The organism is Parvibaculum sp., from assembly GCF_040882025.1.
In the GTDB taxonomy this organism is placed as follows: Bacteria; Pseudomonadota; Alphaproteobacteria; order Parvibaculales; family Parvibaculaceae; genus Parvibaculum.
This window is the reverse complement of record NZ_JBBECC010000094.1, coordinates 3,402-4,623: the sequence shown is the minus strand read 5'-3', so window position 1 is coordinate 4,623 and position 1,222 is coordinate 3,402. Positions and strand designations below refer to the sequence as shown.

At 59.7% G+C, this 1,222-nt stretch carries 1 protein-coding gene; it reads left to right on the top strand.

Features of this window, described 5'->3' with window-relative positions:
• The coding region (locus WEB61_RS06720; RefSeq protein ID WP_368063561.1) for a sulfatase at window positions 1-1,222 on the top strand (1,222 nt) is incomplete at both ends.

Here is a 1,222-nt window from a genome sequence, read left to right as displayed (position 1 = left end):
GCTCGTCACGACATCCTCTGTGGTGCGTTGGATTTTCTCTGGCGCCCATGGGGTTCGGTCGAAATCTGGGAAGACGCCATCACCTATGAGTTGCGTAAGGCGGGCGTCGTCACGCAGCTCATCTCCGATCACCCGCATCTCTTCGAGACCGGCGGCGAGAACTATCACGTCGATTTCACCGCCTGGGATTATCAGCGCGGCCATGAAGGCGATCCGTGGAAAACGGTCGCCGATCCAAGCTGGGCCGGCGCCCCTAATTTCATGCGTAAACACATGCCTTACGATGACTCGCGCGGCTATTTTCGCGGCGAGGCGGACTTTCCGGGTCCGCGCACGATGGGTGCTGCGGCCCGCTGGCTGGCGGAGAATGCCGGCCGCCATCAGCGCTTTATGCTCTTCGTCGACGAGTTCGATCCACATGAGCCGTTCGATACGCCAGAGCCTTATGCCTCCATGTACGACCCTGAATGGGAAGGCGCTCATCTGATCTGGCCGCCTTACGTGAAGGGCGGTATCGAGAAAGGTGTCATCGACGAACGGCAGGCACGACAAATTCGTGCGAGCTATGGCGGCAAGCTGACCATGATCGACAAATGGTTCGGCAAGGTGCTGGACGAGATTGATTGCAACAATCTTTGGAACGACACGCTGATCATCCTCTGCACTGATCACGGCCATTATCTCGGCGAGAAAGATATTTGGGGAAAGCCCGGCGTACCAGTCTACGAGCCGCTCGGCCACATTCCGTTGCTCATCGCCCACCCAGGAATCGCGCCCGGAACATGCGACGCACTTACCACGGGCGTCGATCTTTTCGCGACGCTGGCGGAGTTTTTCGGTGTCACCGTCCGCCAGCGTACGCATGGCCACTCGCTGTTGCCTTTGCTGCGTGGCGAGACCACTGGCATCCGCGACTGGCTGCTCACCGGCGTCTGGGGTCGCGAGGTGCACTACATCGATGGTACACGCAAATACGCGCGTGCCCCGGCGGCCGACAACGCACCGCTGGCGATGATGTCGAACCGCTGGTCAACCATGCCTACACACTTCCTGACGCGCGATCAGGAGCTACCGCTGCCCGATGAACGCGCTTTCCTCGACCGGATGCCTGGAAGCGTTGTCCCCGTGATCCATCAGCGCTGGAATAAGAACGACCCGATTCCCTATTGGGCACGGGCGCATTTCTCTGGCAACCATCTTTATGATCTCGAAGGCGATCCGT